The sequence below is a fragment of the Trichocoleus sp. DQ-U1 genome, from assembly GCF_039961925.1.
GTDB lineage: Bacteria > Cyanobacteriota > Cyanobacteriia > Cyanobacteriales > FACHB-T130 > FACHB-T130.
Genome location: NZ_JAMPKB010000037.1, coordinates 27,104 through 47,635 on the forward strand (window position 1 = coordinate 27,104; position 20,532 = coordinate 47,635).

At 43.8% G+C, this 20,532-nt stretch carries 16 protein-coding genes; 12 read left to right on the top strand and 4 right to left on the bottom strand.

The features are described 5' to 3' along the window. The first annotated feature begins 352 nt into the window (after positions 1-352). The 8 genes from NDI34_RS16525 to NDI34_RS16560 all read left to right on the top strand — a co-directional run bounded on the left by NDI34_RS16525 (position 353) and on the right by NDI34_RS16560 (position 11,413). Complete coding sequence (locus tag NDI34_RS16525) at positions 353-4,138, top strand: amino acid adenylation domain-containing protein (protein ID WP_348233200.1); 3,786 nt, start codon at positions 353-355, stop codon at positions 4,136-4,138. Between the two features lie 124 nt (positions 4,139-4,262). Then, a complete protein-coding gene (locus NDI34_RS16530; RefSeq protein WP_348233201.1) occupies positions 4,263-5,318 on the top strand; it encodes a hypothetical protein in 1,056 nt (351 codons plus the stop codon). Between the two features lie 50 nt (positions 5,319-5,368). Next, positions 5,369-5,746: an ectoine synthase gene (locus NDI34_RS16535; protein ID WP_348233202.1), complete on the top strand. Its 378-nt coding sequence runs from the start codon at positions 5,369-5,371 to the stop codon at positions 5,744-5,746. Between the two features lie 78 nt (positions 5,747-5,824). Further along, the gene (locus NDI34_RS16540) at positions 5,825-6,994 is read left to right on the top strand and encodes a hypothetical protein (RefSeq protein ID WP_348233203.1); all 1,170 of its coding nucleotides are present in this window, start codon (positions 5,825-5,827) and stop codon (positions 6,992-6,994) included. 43 nt (positions 6,995-7,037) lie between these two features. Continuing rightward, entirely contained in the window at positions 7,038-8,189 is a 1,152-nt protein-coding gene (locus tag NDI34_RS16545; RefSeq protein ID WP_348233204.1) for an ATP-grasp domain-containing protein, read from the top strand. A gap of 126 nt (positions 8,190-8,315) precedes the next feature. After that, positions 8,316-9,347: a cyclic nucleotide-binding domain-containing protein gene (locus NDI34_RS16550; RefSeq protein WP_348233205.1), complete on the top strand. Its 1,032-nt coding sequence runs from the start codon at positions 8,316-8,318 to the stop codon at positions 9,345-9,347. 6 nt (positions 9,348-9,353) lie between these two features. After that, entirely contained in the window at positions 9,354-10,973 is a 1,620-nt protein-coding gene (locus NDI34_RS16555; RefSeq protein ID WP_348233206.1) for an NHLP bacteriocin system secretion protein, read from the top strand. Between the two features lie 212 nt (positions 10,974-11,185). Continuing rightward, positions 11,186-11,413, top strand: coding sequence for a hypothetical protein (locus NDI34_RS16560; protein WP_348233207.1), 228 nt, complete (start codon positions 11,186-11,188; stop codon positions 11,411-11,413). A 116-nt stretch (positions 11,414-11,529) separates the two neighbouring features. Here NDI34_RS16560 and NDI34_RS16565 read toward each other — a convergent pair whose 3' ends face one another. The 4 genes from NDI34_RS16565 to NDI34_RS16580 all read right to left on the bottom strand — a co-directional run bounded on the left by NDI34_RS16565 (position 11,530) and on the right by NDI34_RS16580 (position 16,212). Continuing rightward, entirely contained in the window at positions 11,530-11,844 is a 315-nt protein-coding gene (locus tag NDI34_RS16565) for a hypothetical protein (RefSeq protein WP_348233208.1), read from the bottom strand. A 252-nt stretch (positions 11,845-12,096) separates the two neighbouring features. Then, the gene (locus tag NDI34_RS16570) at positions 12,097-12,963 is read right to left on the bottom strand and encodes a tyrosine-type recombinase/integrase (protein ID WP_348233209.1); all 867 of its coding nucleotides are present in this window, start codon (positions 12,961-12,963) and stop codon (positions 12,097-12,099) included. 90 nt (positions 12,964-13,053) lie between these two features. Beyond that, positions 13,054-13,905 carry a site-specific integrase gene (locus NDI34_RS16575; protein WP_348233210.1) on the bottom strand — a complete coding sequence of 284 codons (852 nt, stop codon included), beginning with the start codon at positions 13,903-13,905 and terminating at the stop codon, positions 13,054-13,056. Between the two features lie 549 nt (positions 13,906-14,454). Then, positions 14,455-16,212 (bottom strand): site-specific integrase, encoded by a 1,758-nt coding sequence (locus NDI34_RS16580; RefSeq protein WP_348233211.1) that lies wholly within the window; start codon positions 16,210-16,212, stop codon positions 14,455-14,457. A 795-nt stretch (positions 16,213-17,007) separates the two neighbouring features. On the opposite strand from NDI34_RS16580, the gene NDI34_RS16585 reads away from it, so the two are divergent. From NDI34_RS16585 to NDI34_RS16600, 4 genes are all read left to right on the top strand, one after another. Beyond that, positions 17,008-17,598 carry a ParA family protein gene (locus NDI34_RS16585; protein ID WP_348233212.1) on the top strand — a complete coding sequence of 197 codons (591 nt, stop codon included), beginning with the start codon at positions 17,008-17,010 and terminating at the stop codon, positions 17,596-17,598. Next, positions 17,595-17,843, top strand: coding sequence for a hypothetical protein (locus NDI34_RS16590; RefSeq protein WP_348233213.1), 249 nt, complete (start codon positions 17,595-17,597; stop codon positions 17,841-17,843). Before NDI34_RS16585 ends, NDI34_RS16590 begins: the two co-directional genes overlap by 4 nt. A gap of 833 nt (positions 17,844-18,676) precedes the next feature. Continuing rightward, on the top strand, positions 18,677-18,775 hold the full coding sequence (locus tag NDI34_RS16595; protein ID WP_348233214.1) for a hypothetical protein: 99 nt from the start codon (positions 18,677-18,679) through the stop codon (positions 18,773-18,775). A 156-nt stretch (positions 18,776-18,931) separates the two neighbouring features. Further along, positions 18,932-20,527 carry a helix-turn-helix transcriptional regulator gene (locus NDI34_RS16600; protein WP_348233215.1) on the top strand — a complete coding sequence of 532 codons (1,596 nt, stop codon included), beginning with the start codon at positions 18,932-18,934 and terminating at the stop codon, positions 20,525-20,527. Positions 20,528-20,532 lie beyond the last annotated feature (5 nt).

A 20,532-nucleotide genomic window follows, 5' to 3' on the forward strand; every position in this document is an offset into this window, starting at 1 on the left:
GAAAATACGCAATTTAAAGAGTTAATACTGCACTTCAAACCGTAATATCTCGGATGCCAGAGGCTGAGATCAATTTAGATACTGTTATAAGCATAAATTGCCATCTACCTAAAGATAGACTAAACCTCTTTTAATCCAGGTGAATTTGGGGTTAAACCTGGGAAATGATAGAGGCTGTGGTCTATTGTCTCGTTATCGTCTGCCATAGCAACATTTCCTAGCAGTTGAGATTCACCATTATGAAATTACGGATGAGCAGAGTCAAATTTCATAATGAGTGGATCTCACTTAAGCAAAGCATGGTTAGCCTACGTTCAACAGCTTTTGTAGAAAATTATTGTAATTAACAATAATGGCAAATAATATTGATTCATCAACGCCTCAACTACTGTGCATTCCTCAGTTATTTGAGTTTCAAGTAGAACAAACCCCTGACAGCATCGCCGTGATTTTTGAGGGGGAAAGCCTCACTTATCGGGAATTAAACCATCGAGCCAACAAGGTAGCGCATTACCTAATTTCTTTAGGAGTGGAACCAGAAGTTCTAGTTGGGATTGGTGTGGAATGCTCCTTAGAAATGGCGATCGCACTGCTGGGTATTCTCAAAGCAGGTGGTGCCTACGTCCCCCTAGATCCAACCTATCCGCAACAGCGGCTGTCCTTGATGCTAGAGGATGCTCAGCCACCAGTGCTGTTAACTCAAAAACGGTGGTTAGAAAACCTTCCCCCACACGAAGCAAAAGTAGTCTGTTTAGATGCTGATTGGGAGGAGATTGCCCAATACAGCGAGCAGAACCCTGACACCCGCATGACATGTGACAATCTAGCTTATGTCATCTATACCTCTGGGTCTACAGGACAGCCGAAAGGAGTTCTGATTCCGCATCGGGGTTTAGCCAATCACAGTGTTTCCATTGCCAAGCACTATAATTTGCAGACAACCGATCGGATTTTACAGTTTGCTTCGATTAGTTTCGATGTTGCAGCAGAAGAGTTATTCCCTACCTGGTTAAGCGGGGGTACTGTCGTTCTCCGTCCTGGTTCTGTGACTCCAACTGTTGCAGAGTTTCAAGCACTGATAGAGCGAAAAAAGCTGACTGTTCTCAACCTGCCTGCATCTTACTGGCATGAATGGGTATCTGCTCTATCTAGTTCACAGGCGCAATTACCTTCCACGCTGCGCTTGGTTGTAGTTGGCAATGAGAAGGTTTTGCCAGAGCGATTGATGAGTTGGCAGAAAATAGCGGGTAATCGCGTCCGCTGGCTCAATGCCTATGGACTGACTGAAACCACTATTACATCGACGCTCTACGAACCAGATATCTGGAAAGAATTGCCGGATGTCAACTCTGTACCTATAGGTTGTCCCATTGCCAACACCCAGATTTATTTGTTGGATGAAAACAAAAAGCCTGTGCCTAAAGGGATGACGGGTGAATTATATATTGGCGGTCTTGGTTTAGCAAGAGGCTATCTCAATCGTCCCGAATTGACGGCGGCGCGGTTTATCCGCAATCCTTTTAGTGATGAAGCCAATTCTCGCCTCTACAAGACTGGAGACTTAGCCCGTATCGGGAGCGACGGTAACATCGAAATCCTAGGACGCATTGATAACCAGGTGAAAGTACGCGGCTTCCGCATTCAAACGGAGGAAATTGAAGCAACTCTCAATCAGCACCCACTGGTGCAAGACAGTGTGGTAGTGGCTCACGAAGAAAAATCAGGCAAGCAACGCCTCGTCGCCTATGTCGTTCCCAAACCAAAAAACACTCAGGTAGAACTCTGGCCCTGTCCGGGAGACTACCGAGTTTATGATGCCATCCTGTACTATGCCATGACTTATGACCATGTGAGAAATCATAGTTATGAGGTGGCACTTAAAAAATTTGTTAAGGACAAAGTTGTTGTAGATATTGGCACGGGTAAGGATGTTGTTTGGGCGAAATTCTGTGCCGAACATGGCGCTAAAAAAGTTTACGCCATTGAGATGCAACTTGAAGCTTACGAACAGGCAACGAGTTATGTGAAATCTCTGGGGTTGTCAGACAAAATATCGGTAATTCATGGGGATGCCACCCAAGTGCAACTCCCTGAAAAAGTCGATCTGTGTGTTTCAGAACTCATTGGCGTAATCGGCAATTCAGAAGGGGCGGTTTCGATTCTCAATGATGCCAGAAGGTTTCTCAAGGAAGATGGAATGATGATTCCCCAGCGCTGCGTGACTAACATCGCTGCTGTTTATCTTCCTGAAACGTTTGCCAGTCAGCCTCACTTTTCGGAACTATCGGGTTATTACACTCAGCAGATTTTCAACCAGATCGGAGGGGAAATTCCCTTAAGGGTATCTTTCCGAAATTTTCCTCAGTCAAACATCATCTCCACTGTAGATGTTTTTGAAGACTTAAATTTCAATCAAGTCTCTAATCCCGAATATGACCGACAGATAAGTCTTAGCATCACTCAAAGTGGCAAAATTGATGGATTTTTGTTATGGCTTAATTTACACACAGTTGAGAATGAAGTCATTGACAGTCTAGCTTATGTCGGCAGCTGGCTACCTGTTTATTTTCCAGTGTTTAATCCGGGGATTGAAGTGGCGGCAGGAGACAAAATTGAAGCCGTTTGTAGCGCTCAGTTGAGTGAAGACCAGTTAAGTCCTGACTATCACATTCAAGGCTATTTGCTCAAACAGAGTGGAGAACGCATTGAATTTGAATACGATTCTTTTCTCTACAAAACTCCCTCAAAAAACAACTTATTTTACGATCGCCTATTCGCGCAAGAGGTAGTGTTAAACGAGCAACCGATTCCCGGAGAGCTATGCGATAAAAGCCTGAGCGCCTACTTAAAAGAGCGCTTACCAGCTTATATGCTTCCTGGAGGGTTTGCGTTCTTGAAGTCTCTGCCGCTGAATCCTAACGGGAAAGTTGACCGCAAAGCACTACCCACTCCAAGAGACAGCAGACGCATTGAACCAACTGCATTTATAACTCCCCGTGACACTTGGGAACTTCAGTTGACTCATATTTGGGAAAACGTGCTGGGTATTCACCCCATCAGTGTGAAAGACGACTTCTTTAACCTGGGCGGTGACTCTCTATCGGCAGTACGCCTGATGCTGGAGATTGAGCAGCATTTTGGACAGAAGTTATCGCTAGCGACGCTTTTTCCCAGTTCGACGATTGAGCATCTGGCGAGCATTCTGCGTCAGGCGACGGGTTCTCGCTTGAGTTCTCCTTTAGTAGCGATTCAGCCAGGTGGTACAAAGCCTCCATTTTTCTGCGTTCATCCCATCGGGGGCAATGTGCTTTGTTACCTGGATTTAGCTCGTCATCTGGGTGAAGACCAGCCCTTTTACGGTTTGCAAGCGTCGGGGATTGATGGGGAAGGAGAGCCAAACAGCCGGATCGAAGATACGGCTAGGTATTATATCGAGGCAATCCGCGAGATTCAACCGCAAGGTCCGTATTTGCTGGGAGGCTGGTCATTTGGTGGAGTGGTAGCGTTTGAGATGGCTCAACAGTTGCACTCATCTGGTGAACAAGTGGCGCTGCTTGCTTTGATAGATAGTTCAGCACCCCACCACAACAGTCAAGCGATGGAGGTTGATACTGCTGCCACACTAGCTTGGTTTGCTAAGGATTTGGGCAGTTATTTTGGGAAAAAGCTTACTGTATCGGTTAGCGCTCTCCAATCGCTTGCACCGGATGAGCAGTTGAGCTACGTGCTTAGACGGGCGAGGGTGGCTAACGTTGTGCTTCCTGATGCTGGAGTGGTTGAAATTGGACGTTTGCTAGAGGTTGTCTTGGCAAATCGTCAGGCTGAACGCATCTACACGCCCGTTGTTTATCCAAACCAGATCACTGTCTTTCGTGCGGAGGAATTGATTGAGCCAGGAATTTCAGACCCCACAAGGGGCTGGAGGCAGTTAACCGACAGTGGAGTAGAGATTCACACAATTTCTGGCGATCACTACACCATTGTCAAGGAGCCTCATGTACGAGTTTTAGCGGAACGGCTAAGGAATTCTCTCGAGCAGGCACAGAGCAATCTCTCCTTGACCCATTTTCCTCATACTCGTCCTCGCGCAACAGGTTTAGGGATAGCTGCACTATCTTCTTGCAGTCCCTCTATCTGACTGAAAGGCGATCGCCCTTCTCTGAGATGATGACACTTAAAAATCAGAGAGGCGATCGCAATCACTCAAAACAAACCTAAGCTTTTACGCTACTTGTACCAAACTGACACTCTAGGAAATTGACATGAAAGTTTGTGTTCTGCAACCTGACTATTCTAAGTCGGTATTGACAGTAGATTATATGATAGAAGCCGATTATAAAAACTCTGAACCGCCACGAAATCTTTCTCATCTATTACCACAAGATCAGGTAGACCACGTATTTCTTAATAAAGCGACAACCTATCGTCAGCTAAAAGAGTTAAAGAAGCAAGATTACGATATTTTTGTGAATCTCTGTACTGGATGTTTGGACTGGGACGTTCCCTCTATTGATGTAATCGTTGCTTTGGAGCAACTTAATTTACCTTACACTGGTCCGACTTTCGACCTCTACGATCCTGGCAAGGAGTTAATGAAATATATTGCTGACATTGCAGGGGTACGTAGACCAGGATTTGTGAGAGTTGAAACCTTAGCTGATGTCAAGAACGCTCGTCAAAGTCTAGAATTTCCTCTTTTCGTTAAGCCAGAAGCAGCATTAGATAGTTTAGGTATCGATCGTCAATCTTATGTAACAACAGAAGAGGCATTACAGAGCAAAGTAGCCGAACTTATCATTTATTTTGATCGAATTCTGATTGAAGAGTATATATCTGGCAGGGAGTTTACAGTTCTTCTAGCTGCTAATCCTGAAAATAGCCACGATCCAATCATTTACCGCCCGCTAGAATTTGTCTTCCCAAAAGGAGAACAGTTTAAAACTTATGATTTGAAGGTGCATCAGCATCACCCGGAATGTAATATTTTATGTTCTGACTTAGAACTTGATATTCGCTTGAGAGGTGCTGCTAAGAAAATATTTTTAGCTTTCAAGGGGGTTGGATATGCTCGTCTTGATTTTAGAGTGAATGAGCAAAAAGAGATTTTTTTTCTTGAAATAAATTTTAGCCCTTTGATTTTTATGAAAGAAGGGGAAGAAGCTTCTGCTGATTACATTTTGAAAGATGAGGAAGAAGGAACATCAAGATTCTTGAAATATATTATTAATGAGGGCATTGCTCGTCATAAATTTCGCAATGAAAGCTTTAGTTTTTCCAAAACTAGCCTTAAGCAATTGGCTGGCTGTTTACAGACCTAAACTAAGCATAAAGTCGCAATCATGAAATTAGTTAACGAGAGGAACAAAAAATGATTATTAGAACATTGAACGAAATTATTAACACGGAACGGGATATTGAGTGGGGAAATGGACAAAGTAGAAGATTTTTGTTAGCTCGTGATGGCATGAAATTTTCTCTTACCGATACGCTCATTGAAGCGAACACAGAATCATTACTTGAATACAGAAATCACATGGAAGCTTGTTACTGTGTTGAAGGCGAAGGAGAAGTAGAAGTAGATGGAAAAATTTACCCTATTCAGCCTGGTACTATGTATGCCTTAGATAAAAATGACAAACATTATTTACGTGCTAAAACAACGTTACGGCTGATTTGCGTCTTTACACCATCTCTGCAAGGACATGAATCTCACCAACTGAGTAACAGCAAAAGTTCTTGTTATTAGGTTTGACGTACCACATTGGCATTCAATTAATCACGTTCCATAAAGATAACTTAAGCTAATAAAGGAGTCATAATAGCAGTGAATATTGGGCAGGGATTTTCACTACGTAGTAGTAAGCTATTTGTTTGGGCATTTATTCCCTACCGCGTCACGGAACAAGGGATGATTAGCGAATTCTACGACCATTCTGCTTATCGTCAGGAACTGGCAGATGTCTTTGCAGAGCTTGGTATAGCGTGGAAATGGCAACCGATCGCCTTGGAGAATATGCACGCACTTGTTGAAGAGGTGGCGGCTTCTAGTAAAGAGTACATTCCATTAGTCTTAAACTACTGCGATGGATTTGAAGAACTTGATGGCTATCCAGGCTTTTCTCTGGTGAAACTCTTGGAAGAAAAAGACATTATTTTTACAGGAGCAGATGCTAACTTTTGCCATCGGTGTGATAACAAAATTTTAATGAAGCGTGATTTGGTCGATGCAGGGGTGGCTACTGCTCTCTATGAAGTCATTGCTGACATCAACCACATAGAAGGAATCTGTGAGCGACTTGGCACTCCTCTAATTGTGAAACCTGCAACCTCTTATGGGAGTCATGGAATTTCCTTAAGTTCAGTAGTTTTCAGCGATGAGCAGATGAGAGTACAAGTTCAACGCTTGCTCTGTGGACAGCACGGGATGCATTTTCCGCTGGACAGCATCTTTGTGGAACGGTTTGTCAATGGTTCTGAGTTTACAGTTTTCATTGTCGGTTCGGCTCAGAAACCAGAACACATCAAAGTCTATCCACCGATGGAACGAGTATTTCACTCCAGCTTGCCTGAAACCGAACAATTTTTGGCTTACGACAGAGAAAAAGATGAACAAGAAAGTTCTCTTTCACCTCAAGAACCACTCTGTCACTACCAATTGGTTGCTTCAGAATTGCAAGAAAGACTTTGCGAATTAAGCAAGCGTGCCTACTGTGCTGTTGGTGGCAATGGATATGGACGAGTTGATGTGCGAATGGATAAAGTTTCCCAAGAACTGTTTGTTCTTGAGGTGAATCCTAACTGTGCTTTATCTTCTTTTCCTATTTCTGAAGAATATGACTCTAGAGAAGCTGAAAATGAAAAACCTTACGAGACCTCTGTTGGAACTATCTTGCATTTTTCTGGTATCCCGTTTGCTCAAGTGATGTCAGAAATTATCGCAGAGGCTTTTACTAGGCATTTTACCAAGTCGCCTTTGGTGAGCAAAGCAGCGTGAACTTGTACCGATATTTACTGTCAATACTGGAGCTACTAAAACAATGACAATCTCTCAGAAATTGCCTGTACCTACAAGTAAGCTGTTTGTCTGGGTGTTTATTCCCTACTGCATTAAAGGACAAGAGTTGCTTAGCGAGGAATATGATAATCCTGGCACTCGCCAAGAACTAGCAGATGTGTTTGTAGAACTTGGCTTGAAGTGGAAGTGGCAACCGATCACCTTAGAGAATATGCACACAGTTATAGAGGAGGTATCTGCTTCTAGAAATGAATACGTTCCAATAGTGTTAAACTTTTGTGCTGGGGATGAAGATCCTAACTACCCCGGCACTTGCGTTATTAAACTACTGGAAGCAAAAGGCCTCCTCTTTACGGGTGCAGATTCTACCTTTGATTATCTCTGCTCATCTAAACTTAGAATGAAGCGTGCTTTTGTGGATGCAGATGTAGCTACTGCTCCCTATGAAGTTGTAGATAGCGATCAGTCTATTCAGGGAGTTTGCGATCGCCTTAGTACTCCACTCATTGTTAAACCTGCCATGTCTATGGGAGCCAGGGGGCTATCTTTACAGTCGGTGGTTTACAGTGATGATCAGATACGTCAACAAATACAATGGCTAGTTCACGGAACGCATGATATTCAATTCACCCAAGAAAATATCTTTGTAGAACGATTTATCAATGGTCGTGAATTTACAGTTTTTCTCATCGGTTCTGCCAGCCATTCAGAGAATATTAAAATTTATCCGGCTTTAGAGAAGTGGTTCAACTCTAACTTACCTGAAACCGAGCGTTTTTTTACTTATGATCTAGACCATTTGAGGAGTGGTGGAAGACAAACTACGCTCTTAGCAGAAGAGCTACTTTTTGAAGGTCGCTTAGTCAATCCCGAGTTGTGTAATAGACTTAGCGATTTAGCTAAACATGCCTATTGCTCACTTGGCGGAAATGGATATGGAAGAGTTGACATCCGAATGGATAAGAATTCTCAAGACCTTTTCGTTCTTGAGGTGAATCCTAATTGCGGCATATCCTCTATATCCTTACCTAAATCTTTTGATGAAGGTGCAACATCAGTTGGTACTATCTTGCATCTTGCTGGCATACCGTTTGTACATCTGATGTCAGAAATCATCGCAGAGGCTTTTGCTAGACAGTCTACTACACCAGATTTAGTTAATAGCTCAGTCTGAAATTGGTAACTCAATGACAGCCTTTGACCGAATAGCGATCGCCCCACCCCAAACAACCTTCTCGTTAGTTTCAACCCCTATCTGGGTACTCTAACAATAAGAACCCTTGGTAAGCTCGATTCAACCATGCTACCCGTCCTGACGCAACTCAACAATTTAAAAGTTCTCGAACCACCAGATATAGAGTGGATGGCTCAAACTGGCACTCATCAAGAAGTGTCTGTTGATACAGTGCTGATTGAAGAAGGTCAGCACTCAGACTCTATTTACTTCATCCTCGACGGTAGTGTAGCAGTCTTGATTTCGCAGAACAATTCCGAAGACGAGCAAGAAATTGCTCGTTGCAGTAAAGGTGAAGTAGTTGGAGAGATGTCCTTTATAGACGACCGCCTCCCCTCTGCAACTGTCAAAACGATAGAACCTTCGCTGGTATTAGCTTTATCTAAACGACAGTTGCTTCTGAAAATGGAGCGAGATCCAGATTTTGGGGCTAGATTTTACCAGGAACTCACTGCCATCTTATCTTCCCGCCTGCGAAGCCTCTCCAAATTACTAGCGCAGAACAAAATTGTCCCCGGACAAGCGTTGCGAAAAGTCCTGTTTCTCTTTGCCATTCTTAATGACAACGATATCGACTGGATGGTAACTCGCGGTAGAAAAGAAAATAGTGCCGCCGGAACCGTATTAATTCAACAAGATCAAGCCGTAGAAGCTTTGTACTTTTTATTACAAGGGAATTTAGCCGTTATATTCTCCATGATGGTAGACGGAAAACCTGTGGAAAAAGAATTAGCACGACGAGCGAGTGGAGAAATTGTTGGTGAAATGTCCTTTGTCGAAGCCGGGAACGCATCTGCAAGTATTAAATGTGCTGAGAATTCATTGGTATTAGCCGTACCCCAACAGATGTTAAGAGAGAAAATACAACGCGATCGCGGTTTTGCCACTCGCTTTTATCGCGCTATTTCCCTCGTTTTAATCGACCGCTTGCGCGAAGGTTTAGTGCAGCGTGGTTTTGGTCAAAAAGCTTACAGTCAAGACCAACAGCTAGCAGATGACATTGAGTATGAAGATGAAATTCCTCTCGACGTGCTGGAATCAACCCTACTGGCAGGTACTCGGTTTAAGTGGATGATGAATCGGCTACAAGGGAATTAATATTTTATGACTACTTCAGATATAAATGACACGCCAGATAAACAGCAATCTCTAGAATCTGTTGCTTCTCCAGAACGCCTTGACCAACTCATGCAAGTGGTCAAGCCCAAAGACTTTATCCCAGCTATAGCCGTGGGGGGATTTACGGTGATGGCGCTAGCTTGGAGTGTTGTTGGTAGAATTCCTATCACCGTGACGGGACAAGGAGTATTGATTTCACCACAACGAGTTGTAGAATTACAATCACCACTTAGCGGACAGTTAGAATCTTTACTAATTAAAGATAATCAATGCGTTAAAAAAGGGGAAGTCTTAGCGACGATTAAACCGACTGAGTTACAGGAACAACTGAAACTCCAACAAGCTAAACGGCAGCAATTAATTGTACAAGCTACCAATACTAATTCGCTTCAAACCCAGCGTACCCAACTGGAACGAGAAGCGATCGCGGCAACTAGAGCAAATCTGACTCAACGGCTGCAAGATATTCAAGCCATGTCTGGGATTCTGAAGGAGCGAGCTTTAGCGACTATTGGGCAGCAACGCCAAACTCTGCAACAACGGCTTCAGGACACGCAGGCATTAGCGTCTGTTTCCAAGGAACGAGAGTTAGGCACTATTCAACAGCAACGTATTTCTCTTGAGGAACGTCTTCAGGACGTTTCTGAGATAAATCCAATGCTGAAAAAGAGGTTAGAGACTCGAAAGCAGCTTCAAACTGTAGGCGCGATCGCAGCGGATACAGTTTTGGAGGCGGAAAATGCTTATCGAGAAAACCGTACTCAAACTTCTAGTATTCAAGCTCAGTTAAAAGAATTAAGTAGTAAAGAAATAGGAATTGATAAATCTTTTCGAGAAAATCGCAACCAGATTTCTGACATTCAAACTCAATTGCAGCAACTCAATAGCCAGGAACTTACGGTTGAAGAGTCCTTTCGAGAAAATCGCAGCCAAATTTCTGAGATTCAAGCACAGTTACAAGAGTTGGACACCCGTAGCAAACGGCTGGAACAAGACAATTTACAAGCATCCAATGCTCGGAAAAACGAAATTGCGGAGAGCGATCGCACTATTGCCCAACTGGAACAGCAAATTAAGGATCGTAGTTTAATTCAAAGTCCTCAAGATGGGTGCATTCTAGAAGTTAGTACTGTAACGGGACAAGTGATGAGTCCGGGAATGCGTTTTGGTACCCTGCAAACTCAAGAGCAAGGGAAGATTCAACTTACTAGCATTGCTTACTTTGATGTCAAAGATGGCAAACAAATTAAGCCAGGGATGACCATTCAAATTACACCAGATACTGTCAAGCGGGAGCGATTTGGGGGCGTTGTAGCAAAGGTAAAATCTGTGTCTGCGTATCCGGTTACATCAACCAGCGCTGGTTCAAAATTGGGTAATGCTGAATTGGCAGATACGCTCACCGGCAAAACCGCTAAGGTGGAGGTGATTGCAGAGTTAATGCCAGAACCTAGTAATTTCAGCAGCTACAAGTGGTCGTCATCGAAGGGACCGGATATGAAGCTAACACCGGGAACTACGACAGCGTTGCGGGTGAAGGTGGAAGAACGAGCGCCGATTACATTTTTGCTACCGTTCTTACGCGAGTGGAGCGGAATTCAATAGAGCTATCTCTTATATGTAATCTTCAATTTTAACTTACTATTAATAGAATACCACCGTATACTTCTGATAATAAGTTATTCTAGAAAACTATTTTCTCACGGAATTATCCCAAGCGAACTAATCTTTGAGCAGGGCTATTTGATTCTAATCGAGTAGTTGATTAGAATCAAATAGCCCTGCCAGACCAATGTCACCCCAGACCAGAAGTCGAGGTGGAACGCACATTCACTCAGGAAGAGATTCAAGACGGCGCAAACTTGCTGATGATGGCGGATACTTCAGAGCTAACACTCGCAGTATTTGACATCCTCCGGGGTTTTGGCCAGCGGGCAATACAAGCGGTCTGGAATCTTATCCCCCGTGACAAGAGGGCGGAACTCTGGCGGCTGGTGGGGTTGCGATCGCATGACCCGTTAGTATCTGGCTCGAAGGACGCATAACTCCAAAAGCTAGAGCGCGAGTTACCAAAAATAGAACGTATTTTCCTCATCGCTACCAAGATTGGTGGCAGATGGCACAAGTGCAAATTGTCACCTCTTTACTTATTTAAATAAGCTTAATTAGATTTAAGCAAACTCTCTAAAGCAGAAATTAATTCTTTTACTCGCACTACTTCGTGCCCAGAGTGTTTATAAAGATGGAGCAACGCTGATAGAGGCAGGCGCTTCTTTTTTATTTGTTGCTCCACACTCAAAGACTTAGGGTCAATTACAATCACATCATCCAGCCCTTCGTCCAACTTCTTGGCTACTTCCAGTAGTACTGGAGCAAAATCTTCAGGGACTCGTATAGTTTTGGTTGGCGTATGCTGCCACTCTGAAGGACGACCCCCACCCGCTCTAGCACCGCCTCGACCAGAACTTTTCATCATTTCACCTCTGGGTTTTGTGTCAAAATGCACCTTGTCATAAATATTTCTGCGCTTGTCACAAAAGTCATTGTTTTTGTCTAAAAACTAAATTGACCGAGGGGTAATGTTTTTGGATTTGACACAGAACTATTAATTTTATTTACAATTTAGTCTCAAAATTGAAATCCTTACAGAACAAGCGTTTCAGCTTGGTGTTCTTAGAAATCACCGAAGAGCTAGTCATTGACAATCAAGTTTATTTGTGATAAAGATTTACCCCAAAACATTAATGGCGGCCCGTGTTTGGTCGGGAGAAACTTCCAGATATCTCTGCAAAGCTCCTAAGTCCTTATGTCCGCTGATTTCTTGCAGCACTCGAAGGATGACTCCTTCGCCGTGCATGATGGTGAGCGATGTCCGCCGACAGCTGTGAGAGGAAGCGCCAGAAATGTCCAGTTTGTCAAAAGCCATCTCAAAAACGTTGATAGCCTTTCTGAGGCTAAGACATCCCTTCCCTTGCCATCCTGGAAACAAAAATGGATTGTTGGGTTCGGCGAATAAAAATCCGTAATTTAGTGTGCTAATGACTCCTAAAGGGTCATACTCTATGGTTGGCGGAATGTTGGCATCAAGTTGACATTTGATGAGTTTTGATTCATGAAAATAACGGTCGCAATTTTTACAGAGGTAAACTTGTTCTTTATCTCTATACCAGCCTTGCTTACTAAAATGCTTAGCTTCGCAAACCGGACATTGAAGTAGATTGTTCAAAACCAGCTTTCCTTCTGAATTTAAGTTCCTGTGGCTCCATCTTCCAAATAGTTCTCGCAGTCGCAATAATTCTAAAGAATCTTGGCGATACTGCTGGAGAATCAGTTTAAAGTGAGGGTGGGTAGGAATTGTCCGAGTTGCTTGTTTTCCTTTGGTATTCGCTTTACGAATGATAATGTCATCTCGCACGGTTTCTTGATGAAAAGCGTCAACAAAATGCATTTGTCGGGCTTCGGAAACTCGACAAGCTGTATAAAAGCAGGTGGCAAATAAAGCTTTATCTCTCGCTAATCTAAACCCTTGCTTAAATAGCTGTTGAATTTCTCTATGGCTGAGAACTTTAGCTTGACCATTTCTGTCAATCAACATAAGTTTATGGCTCCTTGATTCCTAAAAAATTGGGGGTAATTTTACAGAGCTTTTAATGGCACAATTACTTCATTGAACCCAAGCATCAGGTTAAGGTAAAACAAGCACAGCCTGTTCAATTTCTTCTCTAGAAACTTCTAAATATTTTTGGAGATGGGTGAGCCGGGTATGTCCAGAAATATTTTGAATCACTCTGAGAGGCACCCCAGCTTTATTTATCTCTGTTAGTGCTGTCCGTCGCCAACTATGAGTAGAAGCTCCAACTACATTCACTCGCTTACAACCATTCATGAAGATTTCACTGGCTGTCTTCAAAGCGAGACACCCTTTTCCTTCTGCGCCAGGGAATAAATAAGGGTTGTTAGGGTTCATGAAAAGAAAACCGTAACTCATTGAGTTATAAACTCCCAGACGAATTATGGTATCTCTCAATTCAGGATGATCCACAAAAGCTGTTTTTGTTTGAAAGCGATATAAACAGCTTTTACATTTATACATTTGTTTATCCCGACCCATTCCAGCAGTTGTAATGTCGTAAGCAGCACATTTAGGACAAATAATTTTATGCTCGCTGTCAAAAACTTGACCACAATGCAAGCTCTTGTAATCCCATTGTCCGATAATCTGTTTAATCTTTATAAGTTCTCTAGAGTCTTGGATGTATTTTTCTAAAGATGGGACCAGCTTCGGATGAGTGGGAATGCAGCGAGTAGCCTGTTTGCCTTTAGTGATGCATTTCCTGATGACGATAGTGTCTCGAACTTTATCTCCATCAAAGATATCTGTGTACCGAGCTTGTCGGGCTTCCGAAATCCGACAAGCTGTGTAATAACAAAGTTCATTCAGAGCGCGGTCTCTTTGAGAGAGAAAACCTTGAGTCAGCAAAAGTTCTCTTTCTTGCGGTGTAAGAATTTTTGCTTGTCCATTTCTATTTACTTTCATTGTTCTCATCCCAACTATAAATTGAATAGAGTTGTGAATTAGGGAGTAAACCTTTAACTAGAACTTTCCGAAACACAGCTTTTTGTTCAACACGCACTAGAAAATTAATGACCAACCATAAGAGTTAGTCACTCAGGAACATCTTCCCCAGTCGCGATAAAATCCTAAAAAGGCTCACTAAAATAGTATAAATTAAATCCTAAAAACTTACACTAAAATTCTTAGCGGAGGAATCAGGGATTTTAACCCACAGAGTGGGCGGTTAGACTTGAGCTAACGGGATTTAGATAAAAACCAAGGCAAAAATAGCTTAAAACCTAAACGGAGAAGGACTTTCAGCTCGAATATGCATAAATCTTGTATTCACAAGGGTTTCAGGCGTTTTTAGGTCATCAACCTCTTTCCCTTGTCCAAAAAGCTTTTCAGCCCCTTTAGAGCCTTGAAATTTGTTTAAGTTCCGTTAACCCAGAGAGTGGGGCGGTTAGACTTGAGCTAACGACGTGTCTGTGCAAGAAGTTCCTGCATTCAATGAGGAATGACTTGCACAGTTTAAGGCTCTGAAAAATCTTCAGGGGAGTCTTCTGGCTCCGACTGTTCAGCAAGCTGAAACTGTTCAGTGATGTGTTTAATGGAGCCGATATTAGTATCAGTCTGTTCTGGAGATGTCAACGCTCCCAGCAACGGGTCAGGCTGATTAATTGGGTTATTGGGCAGTGTCAACGCTCCCAGTAACGGATCAGGCTGATTAATTGGACGCTTGGGAGATTGCCCAAGTTGAGCAATCTGTGCTGCCGGACTGTCATACCTCTGGGGAGGTGACGACCATTGAGGAATTTGTCCCTGGCTAACTCTAGTTGCGTAATCTGGTGTTGAACATCCGCTTTGTTCTAAGTAAGCGAGGGCCGCGTGTCGAAAAGTTCGCGGTGTAACTTGCTTGGGAGTACCAAACAACACTGAGGTAGCTTTGTAGATGGCTGTGGAAACCAGCTCAGAAATGTCGCGGGTACTAAGGGGTTGACCTAGGGTTTCGGGTGTGCGATTAGAACCAAGCCGTACAAAGACTAAATTATGATCCGTGGGAATCTTGTCACGCCACTGCTGCTTCCAGGTATCCAATTCTTGAGCCAGATGCTTAGGCAATCGAAACTCGCGGGGCGCTAAAGTTTTTCTCCCCCTTTCCGACTTCAGGTCAGATTGAACCCGGTAGCCATTTTTTTCACGAACTAGCGTGCGCTGCCACTCCAACTGAGAAATTTCTGTTTGGCGAATCGGCGAATAAACTAGAAGAGCGGTAATTAGGTAACGTTGCCAGGATTTCAAGATTGCTGCTTCTGAGCGTGGTGCTCCTGACTGATGTCGTGGTGCACAGCACTGGCGTAAATACTCGACAATCTGCTCCCCTTCTTCCAGGGTTAGCTCTGCTTTGCCCTGGTTCTGTTGTGAGGACTCGTGTTCGTAATTAGTTCTGAGGGTATGTAGGTAATCCTGTAGCGCTTTAACAGCAGGAATTTCTGAGTTGGGCTGCTTCTGGGAGTCTAGCCATTTAGCAACAGATAGAGATGCCTGAACCATATTGAGCGCCCAGCCGTAGCTGTTGCCCTTTTGCTCAAGACCCCAGTTGATGAAAACTTGGAGCTGCCATAGCTCGACCACTTGCTCAATTGTGAGCTGTTCGGAAGAGTATCCCTGAATATTGTGCAGCCATCCCAAAATGCACAGAAGATTACTTCTATAAGTTTCAAAGGTGTCGAGCGCGATCGCTTTTCCTTTTCTTCCCCGTACTCGAGATTTAGTCCAGAAGTCGCCCAGTTGTTCAAGCTGCTGCTCTAGCTTATGGGTAAGCTCTTCCTCTTTAAGGGCATAGGGTTCTACCTGACGCGGTCTCGCTTTGGGCTGTGTTTTGGACAACATTTGACCGCTGTACATCTGAGGTGCATACTCCCCGATCCGACTGCTTGGGGTAGGGTCATCGCCAGCTTGTGTGTACATCCAGCTCAAAAATCTCTGCAAAGCTGAGCGGTAGTTGTTGAGAGTTCCACGGGAAACTTTTCGCGCTTTTGAATCCAGATTTGAGCCAGTATTCAGGGTTTCCAGGAGTTGTCTTGCGTTTCCTAAAAACTGTGACAGCGGAATTTTTGCCAGACACTCATCTAGATGACTTCGTAGTTCAGCTTCCGCAAACCCATAGTTTGGCAAAATATACCGTCTCAGTGCTGTCTGAAGATTACTGACGAGTCGGGGGTTAGCCTGAGCTGCCTTAGTCTTGGTAAATTGCTCTAATGCTTCACTGACTGTCTTTGGTTGCATGGTTGCCTAATCCCAGCTACTGCCCCAACGGCTTGCATATCGCTTCCGTGTTGAGCTTACCGCCATTATGTGTGGCAGCAGTCAGCTCGCGGCTTTTTGCTTTTGCAGAAAGGGTAGTTACTGCCCTCTTATACTATCTCAGGAGCAATTTGTGAAGTCTTTGAAACTGTTTCTGGTTCGTTTATTTCACACCTTTGATTGTGGAATTTGGGATGCCACAAGTTTAAATAGGAAGGTTTATATGAAGTTTTGTGACTAATCGTTACTCCGAAAAGTTGCTTTGAGTTGGCAATAAGGACTTTAGCTCTTGCTGTGGCAGCGGTGGGAGACAACGAAATAGAAAGCAGCTAGATGACCCCAGTAAGCTTTCTAGTCTTCTGTCTGAGCATATTTCAGAAGGCTTTGACGAGGAAGGTGCCCGATGTACTTGGCTATAGATGGTTCGAGACTGGATGAGAAATGGTTCATCTTTAAGAAGTGGTTTAAAGTTCAGAGTCAAGTGTCTTGAAGTGCGAATTGAAGCGGCAGTCTCGGCGGCTATCTTGCCGTGCGATCGCTTCCTGCTGAGACCTGAGATAGTCATGGGCAGCTCAACATCTAAACATTCAAACATCTAAACGTTTAGATGCTTGAATGCTTGAACTACGATAGAATCTGTCCATCAGGACTCATTAGCGCATCCCATGATTGTGACAGTTGCTCTAAGCATTTAAACATTCAAGCATCTAAACGTTTAGATGCTTGAATGCTTGAACTACGATAGAATCTGTCCATCAGGACTCATTAGCGCATCCCATGATTGTGACGGTTGCTTCATTTAAAGGAGGGGTGGGGAAAACAACCACGGCCTTACATTTGGCTGCCTACCTCCAACAGCATGCTCCAACTCTTGTGGTAGATGGGGATCTTAACCGCAGTGCTAGTGAGTGGGCTAGTCGAGAGAAATTGCCGTTTAAGGTTGTGGATGAAAAGCAGGCAATCCGCTTTGCCAAACAGTACGAACATATTGTGATTGATACACCCGCCCGACCTGCTCCAGAGGAACTCAAAACCTTGGCTGAGGGCTGCGACCTACTGGTCTTGCCCACTTCGCCTGATGCGCTGGCTCTCAGTGCCATGCTGCAAATGGTGGCGGCGCTGCATGCCCTTACTTCCAACTACCGAATTTTGCTAACTCTGATTCCTCCTCATCCCAGCAAAGTTGGACTAGAAACGAGAGCTACGATTGAAAATGCCTCTCTACCTATCTTTAAATCGGAAATTCGACGGCTAGCAGTCTTCCAACGAGCTGCTTTAGAAGGGGTTCCAGTCTGCGATGTGAAAGATCCCTATGCTAAAAATGCTTGGCGCTGCTATACCGCGGTTGGGGAGGAGATACTGCCATGAGCCGTTTTGACGAGCTATTCAATGCCGCTAAAAAGGTACCTGCGCCTGAGACCGAGCCGACCAAAAGTACCAAACTATCTAAAAGTAAAGACCCCAACTATATCCGCACGACTGTTTACCTTCCCAAGGAATTACATCGACAACTGAAGTCCGTCGCGGTGTCGGATGAGCAGGAGATGAGCCAGATTGTTGAAGAGTCTCTTGCCCAGTATCTGAAATCTCGATCGACTCATCTAGATATTTAAATTCTTGTGCGATCTCGCCACTACGTCCTGATAGCGGCGATCGTAGCTACCAGCGCCTATTTTTCTGCCTCATCTCCCCGAAACAGCTATTTAGCCAATTGGTATATTAATGTTCTACTAGCTGGATTTCGGACTTTTCCTGGTGAATCAGTAGTAGTGGGAGCGCTACAGATAGGCTATAGGCAAATTTGGGGAAGCAAGCACGGAACAAACATATCTCCTTTGAAGGCAGATAGCTCAGTTCTGAGTGGTCATTAGACTTCTTGCACGAATTAGGTAGAAAATGACTTTCATTAGATCAGAGTGAGGAATCACCCATGACCTACGAACACCTCAAAGACCTAAAGCATAGTGCCTTCAAGCGACGAAGTAGCATTAATGAATCCAGCAATGATTGACCCACTAGCTCTCCCCTCACTACCACTGCTTGAACATCGTCATCTACCCAAGTGTCCAGCTATTTACTTTGCTCTGAAAGGCAATAAAATTCTATCGCTCTTGTGTCACTTTCGGGAAATTAGACGAGTTTACGCTGTATCAGCCCACGAAAAATCAAGGTTTCATCCCAGTTTGACAGAAAAGCGCTATACATTGGCAGAGCTAACAATCTCTATCGCCGCTGGCTAGCTCATCATCGTTGAAATCAATTTCAGAGTCTAATAATTACTGAAAACATTCAAATAGCATGGCTGGAGTGGGATGACACCAACTTACTACCGGAGATTGAGCAGGCGTTGATTAGGTATTTTTAGCCACGCATTAACGGCGCAAAAAATCGCCTAATGCGTCGAAATTCCAATACCTCATATGTTTGTACATACATAACCCATGAAATGAAAAAAGAGTTGGAAGAATGGGCAAAAGAGGAAAAACGCTCTATGTCTTGGCTTGTTGCCAAATTGATTGAGGAAGCGCTTCTTAGGCGTCGGTAACAGAAGCGCCAACAATCATCGAGACAAAATGAGAAGTAGCGGATGTCTGTGACCCGAACTACGCACTCCTGGCCCAACCTAGGCAGAACGTAAGCAGGTTTTCAAAAGAACTGTCCAGCACAAATTAGATGTAGTTTAGTAAAAAACTGGATATAAATGTTAAGAAGCAGACGCACTCAGATTAAAAACTCTGCTAAACAACTCCAACAAGAAAGCGAGTTGCAATCCCCGGCTTTATTAGAACTAGCTAGAATTCTTTATGCTCGTTTAAACGAGCAAGGATTTGAATTTCCCAATGAAATCAAAAAAAATTATCCAGAATTAGAAAAGTTTTTAACCACTAAGCTAGCAACATTCGCCGCCGAAGCCTTACTGGAGCAGATTAATTTTAAGAACCTACCTGTAGAGGATATAACTGCTCTACTAGGAATTCAAAAACAACCCATACCCGTCACAGAACCCAAGCTGTCAACCTTAGAAGAGATTCCTTCCTCATCTCCCTTCAGAGCAGGAGTAGAATCTTGCTACCGAACTGATAAATGGAAAAATAGCCCTGACAACTGGGGAGTTTTTGAATCTCCTTGCAAAAATAAACCTAGCAATAGTGTAGAAGTTTATATATCAGGGGGGAATGATGGCGAAATATTAGCGCTTGAAGCCGCCTTGCAAATCATCGATCTAATTGGCATAGATGCAGCAAAACTTCAGTTAGTTTTTGCTTCGCATCTACTTAATCAGCCTAATCCTTGTCTTGCTAAGTTTTCTCTGAAAGGAACCGAAGTTATCAAACAAATAGGCTGGGATAAAAAACATCGGTTAACCGTTTCTGAAAAGCTAGCCCAACTTGCCAGCATTTCCTTTCATTTAGGAAGAATGCTGATGAGCTGTACGTGGGTTGAAGGAAAGCCCAAAGGCAATAAAGTTAATGCCAGTGTTAGCGTCTCTCCTCTGTGGGTTGTTAAAACAGATGTGATAGGGCAAAAAAACTTACTTACAGGGAAAGTAGAGCAGCCTGATGAGGTTTATATCACTGTCAGCCCTGGCCCTTGGGTTGATAGCTGGTTAAACCGTGTTGGAGCAAGAGCTGGTACGGCGTTATGTCAGTTTGGCTGGCTAGCTACGAACATCTTGAAAATTGACCCCTACCACGATGAACTTGCTCTCAAGCTGGCAATTCACCTGACCATGTTAAGCCGGATCAAGGCTAGGGATATAAAACCCTACGGACATAAAGTAGGTGAGCTTTTAGAGGCGGTAGAACTGGAATCCCAAATTAATGCAGCTCGTTCTGATAGGGATAAAGCTCGCGACCTAAAGAATGACTGGAATAAGGCGGTGAGCCTGTTGACGAGTTTGGGTTGGCGAGTCATCTTTGACGATGCCACCTACCCAGAATGGTTAAGGCCCAATAGCAAATCTGAAAAACCCTCTGGCTGGAAAGACAAGAAAATCATTGATTGGCTCTGGGAAGCCAAATTAACGATTATTCCACCAGAACCAATTCCAGCTCTGCTAGCCACTAAAACGGAGCCTAAGCAACTAAAGCCAGCCCTCAAGCTCGAAAAGGTATCACCTCTCACACCATCTCAAGTGCGACAAGCGCGGCAGGCCAAAGGATGGAGCCAAGCTGAACTAGCGGGATTTCTGGGAATGTCGCAATCGCTAGTAACCAAGATTGAACGCAGCGAGCGGCCAATAAATCCAGAACTAGAGACTAAACTGCGAAAACTATTGGACATTCTGCAAGACTAGGAAGC